The 17,181-nt window shown below is 63.7% G+C and carries 6 protein-coding genes; all 6 read left to right on the top strand.

Annotated elements, in window-relative coordinates; translation table 11 throughout:
- The first annotated feature begins 15 nt into the window (after nucleotides 1-15).
- Nucleotides 16-10,194 carry an amino acid adenylation domain-containing protein gene (locus VF672_RS21545; protein WP_331106694.1) on the top strand — a complete coding sequence of 3,393 codons (10,179 nt, stop codon included), beginning with the start codon at nucleotides 16-18 and terminating at the stop codon, nucleotides 10,192-10,194.
- Nucleotides 10,187-11,617: an aspartate aminotransferase family protein gene (locus VF672_RS21550; protein ID WP_331106671.1), complete on the top strand. Its 1,431-nt coding sequence runs from the start codon at nucleotides 10,187-10,189 to the stop codon at nucleotides 11,615-11,617. Before VF672_RS21545 ends, VF672_RS21550 begins: the two co-directional genes overlap by 8 nt.
- Nucleotides 11,618-11,791: 174 nt before the next feature.
- Entirely contained in the window at nucleotides 11,792-13,984 is a 2,193-nt protein-coding gene (locus tag VF672_RS21555; protein ID WP_331106673.1) for a TonB-dependent siderophore receptor, read from the top strand.
- Between the two features lie 1,122 nt (nucleotides 13,985-15,106).
- On the top strand, nucleotides 15,107-15,307 hold the full coding sequence (locus VF672_RS21560; RefSeq protein ID WP_074885105.1) for an MbtH family protein: 201 nt from the start codon (nucleotides 15,107-15,109) through the stop codon (nucleotides 15,305-15,307).
- A 32-nt stretch (nucleotides 15,308-15,339) separates the two neighbouring features.
- Complete coding sequence (locus tag VF672_RS21565; protein ID WP_331106677.1) at nucleotides 15,340-16,338, top strand: TauD/TfdA family dioxygenase; 999 nt, start codon at nucleotides 15,340-15,342, stop codon at nucleotides 16,336-16,338.
- A 5-nt stretch (nucleotides 16,339-16,343) separates the two neighbouring features.
- Complete coding sequence (locus VF672_RS21570; RefSeq protein WP_331106679.1) at nucleotides 16,344-17,177, top strand: N(5)-hydroxyornithine transformylase PvdF; 834 nt, start codon at nucleotides 16,344-16,346, stop codon at nucleotides 17,175-17,177.
- The last annotated feature ends 4 nt before the right edge of the window (nucleotides 17,178-17,181 follow it).

Below are 17,181 nucleotides of genomic sequence, written 5' to 3' on the forward strand. Positions count from 1 at the left end.
CCGATTCACGAGCTGATCGCCGACCATGCGCGCATTCGTCCCGACGCCATTGCGCTGGTTCATGGCGAGCAGCGCCTGACCTTCGCCGAGTTCGACCGCCGCGCCAACCAGCTGGCCCACGCCTTGCGCGCCCGGGGCATCGGCACCGAAGTGCGTGTGGCGATTGCCATGGAGCGGGGGATTGATCTGTGGTTGGCGTTCTTCGCCGTTTTGAAGGCCGGCGGGGCTTACATTCCGCTCGATCCGGATTACCCGACCGAACGGCTGCGCTACATGCTGGAAGACGGCGGCGTGAAACTGCTGATCAGCCATGATGCGGCGTTGGGTCGTGTGCCCGTCGGTGATGTGCCGTTGCTGAACATTGATGAGCTTGATTGCTCGTCTGAACCAGAAACGGCACCGGACGTGGTCATTCATCCGCAGCAACTGGCGTACCTGATCTACACCTCGGGTTCCACCGGCAAACCCAAGGGTGCCGCCATCGCCCACGCCGACATCTCGATGCACATCCAGACCATCGGCGAGCGCTATCGCTTCACGCCCGAGGACCGCAAGTTTCACTTCCTCTCGATCAGCTTCGACGGCGCCCACGAAGGCTGGATGATGCCCCTGTGTTACGGCGCCCGAGTCGTGTTGCGCGACCAGGAACTGTGGAGCGTCGAGCAGACCTACGACACGCTGATTCGTGAAGGCATCACCGTGGCCTCGTTCCCGCCAAGCTACTTGCGCCAGCTGTCCGATTGGGCCGGCGTGCAGGGCAAGGGGCCCGGCGTGAAAACCTACTGCTTCGCCGGTGAAGCCTTCAGCCGCGAAATGCTGCACGACGTCATCCGCAACCTGCAGCCGCTGTGGATCATCAACGGCTATGGCCCCACGGAAACGGTCGTGACGCCGACGCTGTGGCTGGCTTCGGCTGAGATTGCCGACTTCCGCACCGCCTACGCGCCAATCGGTGATCTGGTTGGGGACCGTCAGGGCTACGTGATGGACGCCGACCTGAATCCGCTGCCCCAGGGCATCGCCGGGGAACTGTACCTGGGCGGCGCCGTGGCGCGGGGTTATCTGGACCGTCCGGGCGCAACCGCCGAACGCTTCCTGCCGCACCCGTTCCGCGCAGGTGAACGGATCTACCGCAGTGGCGACCGCGTGCGGTTGAACAACGAAGGGCTGCTTGAGTACTTGGGCCGTATCGACCACCAGATCAAGATCCGCGGCTTCCGCATCGAGGCCGGCGAGATCGAGGCCGCACTCAAGGCCTGCGGGGGCGTGCGCGAAGCGCTGGTGATCGTGCGCGACAGCCCGAACGGTAAGCAGTTGCTGGGTTATGTCGGCGGCTCTGTTGACGGCGAGGGTCTGACCGAGGACAGCCTCAAGCAGCAGTTGAAAAACACCCTGCCGGAATACATGGTCCCGGCGCACATCGTGATCATGGCGCGTCTGCCGCAGTTGCCCAACGGCAAGCTGGACCGCAACGCGCTGCCTGATCCGCAGGTGATTTCCAGCGATTATCAGGCGCCGCAAACGCCACTTGAACAGCAACTGGCGGCGCTGTGGCAGCCACTGCTGGGCGTCGACGCGGTGGGCCGCAACGATCACTTCTTCGAACTGGGCGGCCACTCGCTGCTGGCGATGCAGCTGATTTCCCGCTTGCGCCATGACCACCAGTTGAGCGTGCCGCTGCGCGCCGTGTTCGACGCACCGCGCCTCACTGATTTCGCCCGGCGCATCACCGGCCTGGCCAACACCGACGCCGCGCCGATTGAGCTGACCCCGCGTGGCCAGACTCGCGCTGTGCAGTCCTTTTCCCAGCAGCGCCTGTGGTTTCTCGATCAACTGCAGCCCGGCGGCCACGCCTACAACCTGCCGGGCGCGGTGCGCTTGCGCGGCGAGCTGAATGAGGCGGCGTTGCAGGCAGCCTTCGACGGCCTCACCGCGCGCCACGAAGTGCTGCGCACGCGGTTTCTGGCGCTCGATGGCGTGCCGATGCAGCAGATCGAGCCGGCTCAAGCGGTGCAGATCGAGCGGATGGATATCAGCCATGAAAGGGATATCGATACTGCGTTCAACGCCTTGGCCCAAGCCTTCGTCAAACGCCCCTTCGACTTGTCGCGCAGCCCCGTCTGGCGGCTGGCGCTGGTGCGGGTTGCGGCGGACCAACAGCGTTTGCTGCTGTGCCTGCACCACATGATCTCGGACGGTGGGTCGGTGCGTGTGCTGCTCCAGGAATTCTGTGAGCTGTACTGCGCCGCCGTGGAAAACCGCGCGCCGCAACTTGCGCCACTGCCGGTGCAATACGCCGACTTCGCCGCCTGGCAGCGCGAGTGGCTGGAGGCGGGCGAGGGCGAGCGTCAGCTGAGTTACTGGCGCGAACAGCTGGGTGAGGAGCATCCCGTGCTGGAACTGCCGACCGATCGACCGCGTCCGCCGCAGCAAAGCTACCGCGGCGACCGTGTGTTGTTCGCTTTCGATGTCGCGTTCAGCCAGCGCCTGCGCACGTTCGCCAGACAGCAGGGCGTCACGCCGTTCATGGCGATTCTTTCGGCGTACCAGGTGTTGTTGCACCGCCTGAGCGGGCAGAACGACCTGCGCATTGGCGTGCCGATTGCCGGCCGTTCGCGGCTGGAAGTCGAAGGTTTGATCGGCTTTTTCGTCAGCACCCAGGTGCTGCGCGCCGACGTGTCTGCCGAGCTGACCTATCGCCAGGTGCTGGAGCAGGCCAAGGCGCAGAGCCTGGGCGCCCAGGCCAATCAGGATTTGCCGTTCGAGCAGCTGGTCGAAGCGTTGCAACCGGCGCGCAGCCTGAGCCATAACCCGCTGTTTCAGGTGGCCTACGACCACCAGCAGCAAGACTTTGCATCACTCGCCGGGCTGCCCGGCCTGCGCGCAGACGTGCTGCCGCTGGACGATGGCAGCAGCCAGTTCGACCTGGCGCTGAACACCGTCGAAGACGCCGAGGGCGGGTTGGCGGGCTCATGGAATTACGCCACCGACCTGTTTGATCAGGGCAGCATCGAACGCTTGCATGCCCGCTTTGAGCAGCTGTTCGCCGAGTTGATCGACCATCCGGATGCGGCGATTGGTGACTTTGAATTGCTCGATGTCGAGGACCGCGCGCAGCTGGCGCGGGTCAATGACACGGCGCGGGATTGGGATTCTGGACCGTTTGTTCATCGCCAGTTTGAGCGGCTGGTGCAGTTGCATCCCGAGCGAGAGGCGTTGCGCTTTGGCGATGACGTGCTGAGTTATGGCGAGCTGGATCAGCAGGCGAACCGGCTCGCGCATTACCTGCGAGGGCAGGGCGTCGGCCGCGAATCGCTGGTGGGCGTGGCGGCGTTGCGCTCGGTGGAAATGGTCGTTGCGCTGTACGCGGTGTTGAAAGCCGGTGCTGCGTATGTGCCGTTGGACTCCGAATACCCGATGGATCGTCTGCGTTACATGATCGAAGACGCTGGCATTGGCTTACTGCTGAGCCACGATGCGGTCATTGGTGATTTGCCGGTTGTGGAAGGGCTGCGGGTGGTCAATCTGGACCAGATTGATCTCTCGGTTCAGCCCGTTACGGCGCCAGTCCTAGAGATGCACCCCGAACAACTGGCCTACATGATTTACACCTCGGGTTCGACCGGTAAGCCCAAAGGCGCCGACAACACCCACGCAGCACTGTTCAACCGTCTGGCCTGGATGCAAGACGCATACGGGCTCGACGTATCTGACGCGGTGCTGCAAAAAACGCCGTTCAGCTTTGACGTCTCGGTCTGGGAGTTCTTCTGGCCCTTGATGGTCGGCGCTCGATTGGTCGTGGCCCAGCCGGGGGATCATCGCGATCCTGTTGCCCTCCAAAAGCTGATCGAAAAACAGCGAATTACCACGCTGCACTTCGTGCCGTCGATGCTCGGCGCGTTCATGGCTCAGGACGATTTGAGCGGCTGTGCTTCCCTCAAACGCATCGTCTGCAGCGGCGAAGCCTTGCCCGCCGATCTGGCGCGGGACACCTTGCAGCGCCTGCCACATGCGGATCTGTTCAACCTCTACGGCCCGACGGAAGCGGCCATCGACGTCACCCACTGGACCTGCCGCGACGAGCCGGGCATCGCTGTGCCCATCGGCGCCCCCATCGCGAATCTGCAGGTCCATATCCTCGACAGCCGGCTCAACCCGCAACCCATCGGCGTGCCCGGCGAGCTGTACATCGGTGGCGACGGCTTGGCGCGCGGCTATCACCTGCGTCCGGGTCTGACTGCCGAGCGCTTCGTTGCCAGCCCGTTCGGCACCGGCGAGCGGCTCTATCGCACCGGCGACCTGGCCCGCTGGCGTGCCGACGGCGTAGTTGAATACCTGGGCCGTCTGGATCACCAGATCAAACTCCGCGGCCTGCGCGTGGAAATCGGCGAAATCGAAGCCGCGTTGCTGGATCACCCTGCGGTCCACGAAGCGGTGGTCGTTGCTCGCGAACTGGCCACCGGCATGCAACTGGTGGGCTATCTGGTTGCCGACGATTTCGACGAAGAGCAGCTGCGCAGCCAACTGAAACAACACCTGCCGGACTATATGGTACCCGCCCACTTCGTCGCCCTGGACCGCCTGCCGCTGTCGGCCAACGGCAAGCTCGACCGCAAGGCTTTGCCCGATCCGCAGGTCCAGCAGCGCGCCTTCGAAGCGCCACTGGCCGGAGTTGAAACGCAACTGGCTGCGTTGTGGCAGGACCTGTTGGGCGTCGCGCAAATCGGGCGTCGCGACAACTTCTTCGCCCTGGGCGGGCATTCGCTGCTGGGCATTCAACTGGTGGCGCAGATACGTCGTGATCTGAAACTTGAGCTGCCCCTGCGTGCGCTGTTCGAGTCGCCGATGCTGGCTGACCTCGCTCGCTACCTGAACACCCAGGCGCTCGCGACGTCGATGCCGGTTCTGCAGCCGCGTGCTGACCGGGAATTCGCGCCGCAGTCCTTCGCCCAGCAGCGGTTGTGGTTCCTCGCGCAACTGGAGCCCGAGAGCGTCGCGTACAACCTGCCGTGCGTGCTCAAGCTCAGCGGCGTGTTGAAACTCGATGCCCTGCAACAGACCTTCGATGCCTTGGCGGCGCGTCATGAATCCCTGCGCACCTGTTTCCGCCCCTCCTCGATGCAAAACGGCGAGGCGGTGCCGCAGCAACGGGCTCTGCCGGTCAGCAGCGTGCACATCGCCCGTCACGACCTGCGCGACAGCGATATGCCGCAGGCCGCATTCGACGCGCTGGCCGAGGATTTCATGAATCAGCCGTTCGATCTGGACGCCCAGCGTGCGCCGTGGCGGGTGGCCTTGGTGCGAGTGGCCGACGATCAGTGGCGCCTGCTCTTGTGCATGCATCACATCATCTCCGACGGTTGGTCGGTGCAGGTCATGCTCAAAGACTTCGCCGCGCTGTACCGCGGGTTCGCCCAGGGCAGCGACGTGCAATTGGCCGGGCCGCAACTTACAGAGCTCAGCGTTCAATACGCCGACTATGCGGCCTGGCAGCGCGAACACTTGAGCGGCGCGGAACGTGAGCGCCAGTTGAACTGGTGGCGTGAAGCGCTGGGCGACGAGCAACCGGTGCTGGAACTGCCGGCGGACCGTTCGCGGCCGGCCGAGCGCGACGGCAAAGGCGGGCGGCATGCCTTCGTGCTGCCCGATGACCTGGCCGACACGCTGCGGCACACGGCGCGTGCCCACGACGTCACGCTGTTCATGCTGTTTCTGGCCTCGTTCGACACGCTGCTTTACCGCCTCAGCGGCCAGCGCGACCTGCGCATCGGCGTGCCGGTGGCAGGCCGCGCCGATGTGCAGACCCAAGGCCTGATCGGCTTCTTCGTCAACACCCTGGTGCTGCGCGCCCAGGTCAGCGGCGATCAGCCGTTCACCGCGCTGCTCGCCCAGGTCAAAGACAACCTGCTCGGTGCCCATGCCCATCAGGACCTGCCGTTCGAGCAACTGGTCGAGGCGCTGCAACCGGCACGCAGCCTCAGCGTCAACCCGCTGTTCCAGGTCAGCTATAACCATCAGCAGCAGCCGGACCTGTCGCTGCTGCAGTTCGACGGCCTGAGCGGCGAAGCGCTGCCGTGGGACATCAAGGGCGCGCAGTTCGACCTGGTGCTGGGTACCTTCGAGCACCGGGACGGCGGCATCAGCGGTTACCTCGACTACGCCACCGACCTGTTTGACGCTTGCACCGTGGCGCGTTTGTTTGAGCAACTGATCACGCTGCTGCGGGCGATCTGTGCGCAACCCCACGCCGCTATCGGCGACCTGCCGTTGCTCGGCGAGACCGACCTGGCCGCGCTGGATCGTTGGAACACGCCGCCGTTCTCGCCTTACGTGAATCGCCCGATTCACGAGCTGATCGCCGACCACGCGCGCCTGCGTCCCGACGCCATTGCGCTGGTCCATGGCGAGCAGCGCCTGACCTTCGCCGACTTCGACCGTCGCGCCAACCAACTGGCCCACGCCTTGCGCGCCCGGGGCATTGGCACCGAAGTGCGTGTGGCGATTGCCATGGAGCGCGGAATTGATCTGTGGCTGGCGTTTTACGCCGTGCTCAAAGCGGGGGGGGCGTACATCCCGCTCGACCCGGATTACCCGACCGAGCGCTTGCGCTACATGCTCGAAGACGGCGGCGTGCAGCTGCTGATTAGCCACGATGCCGCGCTGGGCCGAGTGCCGGTCGGTGACGTGCCGCTGCTCAATCTGGATCAATTGGATTGCTCGTCCGAACCTGTCACGGCACCGGACGTGGTCATTCATCCGCAGCAACTGGCGTACCTGATCTACACCTCGGGTTCCACCGGCAAACCCAAGGGCGCGGCCATCGCCCACGCCGACATCTCGATGCACATCCAGACCATCGGCGAGCGTTACCGCTTCACGCCCGAGGACCGCAAGTTCCACTTCCTGTCGATCAGCTTCGACGGCGCCCACGAAGGCTGGATGATGCCGCTGTGTTACGGCGCCCGTGTGGTGCTGCGCGATCAAGAGTTGTGGAGCGTCGAACAGACCTACGACACGCTGATTCGCGAAGGCATCACCGTGGCCTCGTTCCCGCCAAGCTACCTGCGCCAGCTGTCCGATTGGGCCGGCGTGCAGGGCAAGGGGCCGGGCGTTAAAACCTACTGCTTCGCCGGTGAAGCCTTCAGCCGCGAAATGCTCCAGGACGTGATCCGCAATCTGCAGCCGCTGTGGATCATCAACGGCTACGGACCGACCGAAACCGTGGTCACGCCGACGCTGTGGCTGGCCTCCGTAGACACTGCTGACTTCAGCACCGCCTACGCGCCGATTGGTGATCTGGTGGGCGATCGTCAGGGCTACGTGATGGACGCGGATTTGAACCCGCTGCCTCAGGGCATTGCCGGCGAACTCTATCTGGGCGGCGCGGTGGCCCGCGGGTATCTGGACCGTCCGGGCGCAACCGCCGAGCGCTTCCTGCCGCACCCGTTCCGCGCAGGTGAACGGATCTACCGCAGTGGCGACCGGGTACGTCTGAACAGCGAAGGGCTGCTGGAGTACCTGGGCCGTATCGACCACCAGATCAAGATCCGCGGCTTCCGCATCGAGGCCGGCGAGATCGAGGCCGCACTCAAGACCTGCGACGGCGTGCGCGAAGCGCTGGTGATCGTGCGCGACAAAGGCAATGGCAAGCAGTTGCTGGGCTACGTCGGCGGCAATGACCTGTCTGAAGACAGCCTCAAAGATCAGTTGAAACACACCCTGCCGGAATACATGGTGCCTGCGCACATCGTGATCATGGCGCGTCTGCCCCAGTTGCCCAACGGCAAGCTCGACCGCAATGCATTGCCTGATCCGCAGCTGGGCAGTCAGACCTTCGAGGCGCCGGAAGGCGAGCGCGAAGTCGAGTTGGCGCGGGTCTGGCAGCAGTTGCTTGGCGTCGAAACCATCGGCCGTCAGGACAGCTTCTTCGAACTGGGTGGCGACTCGATCCAGTCCCTGGCGGTTATCACCCGTCTGCGTCAGGCCGGGCTCAAGCTGCTGCCCAAGGACGTGTTCAGCCATCCGCGCCTCAAGGATCTGGCGCAGCGCCTCACCCTGACCGAGGCGACTGCCGCGCCAGTGGTTGACCAGACGCCAACCGGCGAGCTGCCGCTGACGCCGATTCAGGCGCATTTCTTCGAGCAGCCGATGGCCAGCCGCGCGCACTTCAATCAGGCGCTGTTGCTGGACGTGCAGCGTCCACTGCAAGCGTCGCTGTTGAGCAAGGCGCTGGCCGCGCTGCTGGCTCATCACGACGGGCTGAACCTGAGTTTCCATCAGGACGCTGACGGTTGCTGGCAGCAGCAGTATCGAGCAACACCGGCTGCCGACAGCCTCTGGCTGCGGGACGTGGCCGACGACGCTGCCATGACCGCGCTGTGCGAACAGGCCCAGCGCAGCCTTGATCTGCAAAACGGTCCGCTGTTGCGCGTGGTGCTGGCGCAGATGCCGCAAGGGCAAAAGCTGTTGCTGGTCGCCCATCACCTGGTGGTCGATGGCGTATCGTGGAGGGTGCTGCTGGAAGACCTGGCGCGGGTTTACGCGCATATCGCCTCGGGCAGCGCGGTCGATCTGGGTCCCAAATCCAGCAGCTACCAGCGCTGGGCGCAGCATCTGGTCAACGCCGCACAGGCGCCTGAGCGTCAGACCGAAGTAGGGGAATGGCTGGAACAGGTCGGCAGCACCGAGGCGCATTGGCCGGTGGACAACCCTGAAGGCCGCGCCACGCAACAGGACCTAGAACAATCCGAGCTGTTGCTGGACGCCGGCCTGACCCGTCGCCTGCTGCGCGAAGCACCGGCGGTGCTGGCGGCGCGCACCGATGAAATCCTGCTGGCGGTGCTTGCCGAAGCGCTGAGGGGCTGGAGCGGCCAGCCAGACGCTCTTGTCGCGCTGGAAGGCCACGGCCGCGAAGCCCTGGCTGATGGCCTGGATGTCGGCCGCACGGTGGGCTGGTTCACCAGCCTGTTCCCGCTGCGGGTGCGTGCCGCAGGCGATATTCGGCAAACCCTCGTCGGCGTGCGCGACAGCCTGCGAGCGTTGCCGGACAAAGGCGTCGGGTTCGGTCTGCTGCGCTATCTGGGCGACGACTCGGCGCGTCAGGCATTGGCTGCGCTGCCGGACCCTAAGGTGGTGTTCAACTACCTCGGCCAGTTCGATCAGGACCTCGGCGACGGACGTTTCACGCCGTCGATGGCGTCGGCCGGGGCGCTGGTGGATCCGTCCACACCGCTCAATCGTGAGCTGGAAATCAACGGCCAGGTCTTCGCCGGGCAGTTGGGGTTGACCTTCCGTTTCAGCGGTCAGCGTTACCAGCGCCAGACCATCGAGCGCCTGCAACAGGCGTATCGCGACACTTTGGTCGGCTTGCTGGAAAGCCTGCCGTCTGCGCAGCCAGCCGCGCCGCAATCGACTCCACCGCAAATCCCGCCGTTAACCCGCGCGGGCGCGCCAAATGCGCTGATCCGTCTGAGCAGCGGCGCCAGCGACAAGCCGCGGGTGTTCTGTGTGCACCCGGTCAGCGGCACGGTGGTCGGTTATTACGCGCTGGCCCGCCGGTTGTCGGCGCACTGGGACGTGTGGGGCCTTCAGAACCGGCAGGTGCTAGACGCGCAGTGGCGTGACAGTTCCATTGAGCAAATGGCCCGCGACTACGTCAAGGCGCTTCTCGAACAGCAGCCGTCCGGCACGTACCGGCTAATCGGCTGGTCGATGGGCGGGACGATGGTCCTGGAAATGGCGCGGCTGCTGACCCGACTGGGCAAGCGCGTTGAATTCGTCGGTCTGATCGACGGCTACGTACCGGGCGCCGGGCAACCGCGTCCGCCGGTGCCCGAGGTTCCGTCCCTTGCAGCGGTTGAGGGCGATGAAGGCCTTGAAGGGGACGAGCACTGGCAACAGTTGCTCGGCGTCGAGCGACACATGCGCCAGTTGGCCAATCAGTGTCAGGACATTCGTCCCCTGAGCGTGCCGGTGTACGCCTGGTGGGCCGAGCGCTCGCCGGAAAATAACGATAACGCACCGGCTCTTCTGGAGCAGGGCATGGGCGTTCGCTTGCAGGTTTCGGCCTGGATCGACGCCGACCATCTTTCGATCGTCCGTGATCAGCCGTTCATCACTCAGCTTGCCGAAGCCCTCGAGCAGGTCAGCGAACGCCCTCATTCCCACGATTTCCAGGAGCACGAACATGCATAGCCAACACAACGTGACGCCGATTGCCGCTCGCAACGTCGAGGTGCATTCCAATAGCCCGGACGCGGCCTTGGCAAACGCCGACTACCGTTTCGCCCCGACGCCGCGGCTGGAACGACAAGCCGCCGTGGAATCCAATGCGCGCAGCTACCCGCGGCGCATCCCCCTGGAACTCAAGCGCGCCCAGGGCATTCACGTGCAGGACAGCGAAGGACGCTGGTTCATCGATTGCCTGGCCGGCGCCGGCACCCTGGCGCTGGGGCATAACCACCCGGAGGTGATCCAGGCCATGCGCAACACCCTCGACGGTCAGCGCCCGCTGCACACCCTGGACCTCATGACTGAAGCCAAGGACGATTTCATCAACGAGCTGTTCGCCCTGCTGCCAGCGGAATTTGCCAAAGATGCGCGCATCCAGTTCTGCGGCCCGGCCGGCACCGATGCGGTGGAAGCCGCGCTGAAACTGGTGCGCACCGCCACCGGGCGCAGCAACCTGATGGCGTACCACGGCGCCTACCACGGCATGACCCAGGGCGCGCTGGCGCTGATGGGCAACCTGGGGCCGAAAACCTACCTGGACGGCATGGCCGGTGGCGCGCAGTTCCTGCCGTTCCCCTACGACTACCGTTGCCCGTTTGGCGTCGGTGGCGAGGCCGGTGAGCGCATCGGTCTGCACTACATCGAGAACCAGCTGACCGATCCGGAAAGCGGCGTGTTGCCCCCGGCCGGGATGATTCTGGAAACCCTGCAAGGGGAGGGCGGCGTGGTGCCGGCGTCGGCGAACTGGCTGCGGGAAATCCGGCGCATCACCCGTGACGCCGGGGTGCCGCTGATCCTCGACGAGATCCAGTGTGGCGTGGGCCGCACCGGCAAGCCGTTTGCCTTCGAACACGCGGGCATCGTGCCGGACGTGTTGGTGCTATCCAAGGCCATCGGCGGCAGCCAGCCCATGGCAGTGGTGGTCTACCACAAATCCCTGGACGTCTGGAAACCGGGCTCCCACGCGGGGACTTTCCGTGGCAATCAGTTGGCAATGGTCGCCGGTTCTACCACGCTGCGCATCGTTCGCCAGCAGCAACTGGACCTGCATGCCGCCGCCATGGGCGAGCGCCTGGTCGGGCACCTGCGCTCGCTGCAAAAAGACTTTCCGCAGATGGGCGACGTGCGTGGCATGGGCTTAATGCTCGGGGTGGAAATGGTCGACCTCGACGGCCGCCCCGACGCCCTCGGCCATTTCCCGCAGAGCGGCGCGCTGGCCTCCAGCATTCAGCGCGAATGCCTGCAGCGCGGGCTGATCATCGAAGTGGGCGGGCGGCACTCCTCAGTTATCCGCTTCCTGCCGCCGTTGATCGTCACGGCCGCGCAGATCGACCAGATCGCCGACATCTTTGCCGCCGCTGTCTCAGCCGCTGTCACGTCACGCTGAACCCTCTGTATCGCCCCTGAAACACGGCGCGAGGCCACGAGTGGCCTTTCGCCAAATTCAAAGAATAGTAATGGTAATGAGAAACGTTCTTTGTTACATTTTCACGCTTTTTTGACATAAGTGGTCAATTTTGGGGCGTTGCCCCGTGTGATTTCAAAGGGAGGGGGAGTTCGGATGGCGAGCAACAAGAAGGGTCAATTCAAGATCAATGCCTTGGCGGCGCTGGTCGCAGCGGTCGCCAGTCATGGTACGGCGTGGGCCGCGGACGCTCCGGTCAAGGCCGAGCAGGGCGCCACCATCGAACTGCAGAATTCAGTGGTCACCGGCGAAGCGCCGGAAGGCCAGGAAACCGTTGGCTATCAGGTAAAAAACAGCACGGCAGGCACCAAGACCAGCACACCGCTGTCGGAAACCCCGCGGTCTGTGTCCGTGGTGACACGTCAGCGCATCCAGGATCAAGGCTCGCAAACCCTCACCGACATCCTCGGCTACGTCCCCGGTATTTTCGCTCCGCCCTTTGCGGTCGGCGACGCGCTGGCGGGCGACCTGTTTTTCATCCGCGGCTACAACGCCACCGACTACGGTTATGGCCTGCTCAAGGACGGGCTGCGCCTGCAGGGCAACCGCTACGACACCACCACCGAACCCTATGGCCTGGAACGCACCGAAGTGTTCCGTGGCCCGAGCTCGATCCTTTACGGCGAAAACGCGCCGGGCGGGCTGGTCAACCTGGTCAGCAAGCGCCCGACCGAAACCGCCCAGGGTGAAGCCAAATTCAGCTACGGCAGCAACAACCGTCGCCAATTGTCCCTCGACGTCTCGGGCCCGCTGACCGACGACAACCGTATTCTGGGTCGCGTGGTCATGCTCGGTCGCAACGCCGACACCCAGGTCGATTCGGTGCCGGACGACCGTATCTACATCGCCCCGTCGATGACCTTCAACTTTGACGAAGACACCGCCCTGACCCTGCTGTCGTCTTACCAGCGCGACCGCACCAAGCTGCTGCTTGGTTACCCCGCAGCGGGCACGTTGCTGAACAACGTCAACGGCAAGATCGGCAAGGACCAGTTCAACGGCAACCCGAACTGGGACGACTTCGAGCGGGAAACCTGGACCCTGGGATACGAGTTCAAGCACCAGCTCAACGACACCTGGCAGTTCCGGCAGAATTCGCGGTTCATGGAGTCGCGTCTGGACCGTCACGAGACTTGGCCGAACAATCTGAACAACGCCGGTTTTGGCAGCACCCTGACCAGCACCGCCTACGACCGCGACAACAAGTCGATCACCTATTCGCTGGACAACCAGTTCGAAGGCCACTTCACCTCCGGGGCGCTGGAAAACACCGTGTTGCTGGGCGCGAGCTACGACCGCACGTCGTTCAACCAGGACTGGGCGGCCGGCAACGGCGGTACGTACAACGCGTTTAACCCGGTGTTCCCGTCGGGCGATCCGCGCATGATCGCCACGGTGCAGAACTCGCAGCTGGATCAGCAGATGTATGGCACATACGGCCAGTTGCAGAGCAAGTACAACAACTGGATCTACCTGTTGGGCGGTCGCCAGGACTTCGTCAACAGCCAGTACCGCAACCGCGCCGGCACCACCAGCGGCGCTGCGGACCTGGACGGCTGGGACCACCGTTTCAGCTGGCAGACCGGTTTGATGTACCAGTTCGAGAACGGCATTTCGCCGTACGTGAGTTACTCGACGGCGTTCACCCCGGTGCAGCAGTCGTCGCAACCGAACGGCGAGTTGCTCGATCCGATTCTCAGCGAGCAGTACGAGATGGGTCTGAAGTACGAGCCGGCTGGCTGGAACACGACGTTCAGCGCGGCGGTGTTTGACCTGACCAAGACCCACGACGTGATTTCCGGTTCGAACGGTTTCAGCCGTCAGATCGGCAAGAGCGAGTCGAAGGGCGTGGAGCTTGAGGTCAACAGTGATGTGACCAAAAACCTGAGCCTGACGGCGTCGTACACCTACACCGATGCGCGGGTGACGAAGGACAGTCCGGGGTCGTTGTACGAGGACCATCAGTTGACCGGCGTGCCGCGTAATCAGGCGAGTACCTGGGCGACCTATCGGTTTCTCGACGGTCCGATGAGTGGCTTCCGTGTGGGTGGCGGGGTGCGTTATTTCGATAATACGTTTGCGTACACCTCGCAATACGGGAAGTTGAAGACGGGTGATGTGACGCTGGTGGATGCGTTGGTGGGCTATGACATCGATAAGCATTGGTCGGTGGATGTGAACGCGAAGAATCTGTTCGACAAGGAGTATGTGACCGGCTGCAATAACGCGGGTCGGTGTTATTGGGGCGAAGAGCGGACGGTGCTGGGGACTGTGGCGTTTCGCTGGTAGTTCGTTTTTAACGTCAAAAGCGTCGGCCTAACGGCCTCTGGTTTCGCCTTCGGCGACTTACTTTTGAAAAGCACCAAAAGTAAGCAAAAGTGCCTGCTCCTGGTTGGGCCCGACTTCGTCGGGTTCCTTCACTCCGGTCTCGCTCCGTGGGCCCGCTGCCATCCGCCATCCATGGCGGGGGGCAGCTCTCGCCGCATCCATGCGGCTCGGCCCACTCCGCGAGACCTGCGTTCAGCCTGCACCCAAGTCGCGATGGGTGTCGTCTGGACTTTCTGGGTACGAAGATCAAAAGCGAATCAAAAGCTTCCCGGCTAAAGCCGGTCCCACTGGATGGACTCGCTGTTTTTTGTGTGACCTGCTAAAGCCGGTCCCACTCGGTGCACGCGTTGTTTTCGTGTGACCTGCTAAAGCCAGTCCAACTGGGTGCACGCGTCGCTGTTAGTGGGACCGGCTTCAGCCGGGAAGAGGCCAGCCCAGGCGCCAACAATTCTGCCGGTACCACCCCCCTCCCTGTACTGATCGTGCCCACGCTCCGCGTGGGCATGCATCCCGTGACGCTCCGCGTCACCTCTCTCAAGATGGGACGCGGAGCGTCGTGGGCGGCGTTACCACGCGGAGCGTGGGAACGATCACGATCAAGGGCTTCCCGGCTAAAGCCGGTCCCACTGGGTGTGCGCGGTGCTGTTAGTGGGACCGGCTTTAGCCGGGAAGCTTTTGATTCGCCCTCGATCTGCCTTTGATCTTCCTACACAAAAAGCCCAGTCACCGCCAAACGCGACTTGGGTGCAGGCTGAACGCAGACGACGCGTAGTGGGCCGAGCGGCATGGATGCCGCGAGAGCGCCGTCAGGACATGGATGTCCGTTCGGCGCGGGCCCACGGAGCGTCGTCGGAGTGAAGGAACCCTGACGAAGGAAGGGCCCAACCAGGAGCAGGCACCCTTGGTTACTTGGGGTGCTTTTCCAAGTAACTCGCCGAAGGCGAAACCGGAGGCCGTTAGGCCGACGCGTGAGATCTTGATCCAAAAGTTTTTAAGAAAAACCACTAACCATCCTGCCCCCTCGTTCGTCTTTCAGGTAAGGCGCGCTCACTGGCGCCATACCAACACCACGAGGGTTTACACATGAGCTTCGACAGCGAAAACACACAGTTCCGGGTCGTCATCAACCACGAAGAACAGTACTCCATCTGGCCCGACTACAAAGCCATCCCGGACGGCTGGAAAAGCGTCGGCGTCGAAGGCGACAAACAGACCTGCCTCAACCACATCGAGACCGTCTGGACCGACATGCGCCCCCTCAGCCTGCGCAAGGCCATGGCCTGAAAACCCATCTTCCGCCCCAGGAGCCGTTGCCCATGAACCTGCGCATGCTCACGCCCGAACCCCTTCGCCTTGAGCCCGGTTTCCCCCTGCGTGTCCAGCCCGGCCAGCCCGGCGTCTCCCTGGCCAGCGAATTCGAGGCCCTGCGCAACGTCGTCGACCACTCGCTGGAGCGCGACGGCGCCATCCTCTTCAGCGGATTCGCCCCCGAAGGCGTCGAAGGGTTCCAGCGCTTTGCCGCCTCGTTTGGCCACCCGCTGCTCAACTACGAATTCGGCTCCACCCCGCGCAGCCAGGTCGATGGCAAAGGCGTCTACACCTCCACCGAATACCCGGCCCATCGCTCGATACCGCTGCACAACGAACAGGCCTACACCACCGAATGGCCCATGCGCATCTTCTTCTACTGCGCCAAAGCCGCCGTCAGCGGAGGCGAGACGCCGATTGCCGACAGCCGCCGGGTGTTCCAGCGCATCAACCCGGCCCTGCGCAAACGCTTTGAAGAAAAGCGCCTGATGTACGTGCGCAACTACGGCAATGGCCTGGACCTGACCTGGCAACAGGTCTTCAACACCGACCACCACAGCGACGTCGAAACCTACTGCCGCAGCCGTGGCATCCAGTGCGACTGGAACGAGGACGGTGACCTGCGCACGCGCCAGGTGGTGCAGGGCGTCGCACAGCATCCGCGCAGCAAAGACTGGGTCTGGTTCAATCAGGCGCACCTGTTTCACCTGTCGAACCTGGATGAAGACATGCAGGAGATCCTCCTCGACACCGTCGGCGAAGAAGGCCTGCCGCGCAACGTCTACTACGGCGATGGCAGCCCGCTTGAGGCGGACGCGCTGGCGGAAATCCGCGGCGTGCTGGGCGAGTGCGAAGTGGTCTTTCCCTGGCAGACCGGTGATGTGCTGATGCTCGACAACATGCTCACTGCGCACTCGCGCAAGCCGTTCAGCGGCGAACGAAAAGTCGTGGTTGCCATGGCCGAAGGCGTCAGCAACGCCACCCTGCACACCCTTTCCCGAGTCTGACTTTCATGCAGAAAACCAAACTTGTTTACGTCTGGTCGTTGCGCAACGCGGCGGCGGACAAGGCCGGTCAATACGTCGATTACCACGGCGAGCAGCGATACATGACCTCGCCGCTGGAGTACCTGGTCAAGGCGCTCAACGAGACAGCGCTGGGTGACCATTATTCGCTGGAAGCGATCATTTACGACGAAAACCCCGCATCCGCGCGGGACCGCGAGAGCGTCAAAGATTACGGTTTCGCGCCGGGCGAGGGCCAGCACTGGTTCTACCCGCCGGGCCTGACGGTGCAGGGGCGCAAGGTCGATGACCTGCTGGAGAACGTGCCGTCGAGCTACCGCGCCTTGCCGTTGGGTGACAGCGGGCGGCCAGCCGGCAAATCGGATTTCGAACGACGTCTGGGCGAACGCCTGCACGCGCTTGGGGCCGACATTGTGGTGCTGGACGGGCTTTTGGTGATTCTCGACGAACTGGTGCGTGAAGGCGCTGATTTCCATCGGCGCATCTTCAACGTCCATCCGGGTATCACGCGCCTTGAATCGCCGTACGAACGGCGCGGCGCCTACGCCACCCTCGATGCCCTGTACGGCGCGCGTGGCAAAAAGGTGATCGACTGGACGACACGGGAGATGATCGACATTCCAGTGGTGAACATGACCGGCGCGTCGTTCCATTACGTCGACACCGGCATCGATTCCGGCGAGGTGGTCTTCGACGTGCTGGACACGCCCATCGCGCCGCAGGACACGATCCTCGAACTGCGCTGGAACAACTTCAACAACAGCCTGTTCCCGGCTTTGGAGCACGGGTTGTGGGTGCTGGCGCGGCAGCAGTCCCATTGACCGC

It is taken from the genome of Pseudomonas sp., assembly GCF_036387035.1.
Lineage (GTDB): Bacteria > Pseudomonadota > Gammaproteobacteria > Pseudomonadales > Pseudomonadaceae > Aquipseudomonas.